Source organism: Methylobacterium sp. WL103 (genome assembly GCF_008039885.1).
In the GTDB taxonomy this organism is placed as follows: Bacteria; Pseudomonadota; Alphaproteobacteria; order Rhizobiales; family Beijerinckiaceae; genus Methylobacterium; species Methylobacterium cerastii.
Genome location: NZ_VRUX01000954.1, coordinates 1 through 1,103 on the forward strand (window position 1 = coordinate 1; position 1,103 = coordinate 1,103).

A 1,103-nucleotide genomic window follows, 5' to 3' on the forward strand; every position below is an offset into this window, starting at 1 on the left:
GGGCCGCCTCGGCGAGACCCCGCACCGCGCCCGCGGCGGGGATGGCGGGCAGGCGGCGCATCACCCGGTCGAGCTGCATGCGCTTGGATTCGAGGCGGTAGCGCAGGGTGTCCCACCAGCCGATGTCGGTGCGCCCGTCGGTGTCGCAGCCGACCCAGCTCGCGATGGCGAAGGGTTTCGGTACGAGTTCCGTCCAGCGGTCGGGCCAGCGCTTGCGCGCGGCGTCGAGGAGCGCGCCGTTGAAGGCGTCCACCGCCTCGCGGCCGTGGTTGGCGGCCACGCAGGCCTGCTCGAACTCGCCGTCCAGGGTGATCGGCGCGTCCGGCCGGGTCGAGAGCTGGGCGGCCTTCTCGATCAGGGGCGCTCGCGCCGCCGGGTCGTCGAGGCTCGCGGCCTCGGCGAGCAGCGCCGCCACGGCCTTCGGCATCCCGAAGGTCGGGTGCGCGGTGAACACCACGGCGAAGGCGGTGCGGCCGATCCCGTCGCGGAAGCGCTCGAACGCGTCAGACCGGTCCGGCACCGCGGCGACGAGGCGCGCCGGCATCGCGGCGTCGGCATCGGGATGGTGCTCGATCCCGACATAGGCGCGCAACCGCGCCGCGCGGTCGGACAAAGCCTGCGCCCGCAAGCGCACGAACAGCGCGTCGAGGTCGGCCTCGCCGATCTCGTCCCGGTCGAAGCGGCGGGTGATCGCCAGCGTCACCGCCAGCACGGGGTTGCGGAACGGGTCCTCGCTCGCCTGCTCGCGCGAGGCCTCGATCAGCCCGACGAGGTGGCCTTCGAGCTCCTCCGGGTCGCGCTGGGCGTGCGTTCGCATCGGTCGGGCTCCGGGAAGACGGGGGCAGGGGCTTTTGGCGGGGACGCCCGGCGCGCGCAAGGCGCAGGCGGCCCGGGGACCGAAGAGGCAAGGACCGTTCCGCTTCGGGACCCCGGCCCGGCGCGTCGGGGCGGACTTACCCTGGGGTGCATGCCCCGGGGTGCATGCGACGGCCGCTTGGGCTAACGCTGCCGGGCAATGGAAACGCTCCTGATCCTGGCGGCCGTCACGGCTTGCGCGGTCGCCGGCACCGTGGTGCTCCGGCTCCTCGCTCGCGGCCGGCGCG

1 pseudogene is annotated in these 1,103 nt (G+C 74.8%); it reads right to left on the bottom strand.

From position 1 onward, the window contains the following. Window positions 1-817 (bottom strand): annotated as a pseudogene (locus FV222_RS26990) (phosphoenolpyruvate carboxylase); the annotation flags it as partial. Window positions 818-1,103: the final 286 nt, after the last annotated feature.